We start from the raw sequence: 263 nt of genomic DNA on the forward strand, positions 1-263 counted from the left end.
CTACAAATGTGGTATCGCCGGAGTGAGCGGCAAGCAGGACAAGATCAATGAGTTGTTGTTTCGTCTTGCGCTGCGTGTGCCGAATCTCGGATTGTTGACGTCGATCGACGAACCGCTGGAGACTTACGTACATCACGCGATACCACGCCATTCCAGAAAATTTTGCTACGTTCCGGATGTCTCGTCTATTCGGCAACCTTGCGAACGAATCAGCGCGCGTGCTACGTATGGGTTTTCCGCAACCGATTTTGTTGTCGTGTCAT

The 263-nt window shown here is 51.3% G+C and carries 1 protein-coding gene; it reads left to right on the forward strand.

The window, feature by feature from the left end; genetic code table 11:
* Positions 1 to 22 precede the first annotated feature (22 nt).
* On the forward strand, positions 23 to 263 hold a 241-nt coding region (locus SB659_RS19755; protein WP_410551641.1), incomplete at its 3' end, for a hypothetical protein.

Origin of the sequence: Arthrobacter sp. SIMBA_036 (genome assembly GCF_046535135.1) — a bacterium.
Lineage (GTDB): Bacteria > Actinomycetota > Actinomycetes > Actinomycetales > Micrococcaceae > Arthrobacter.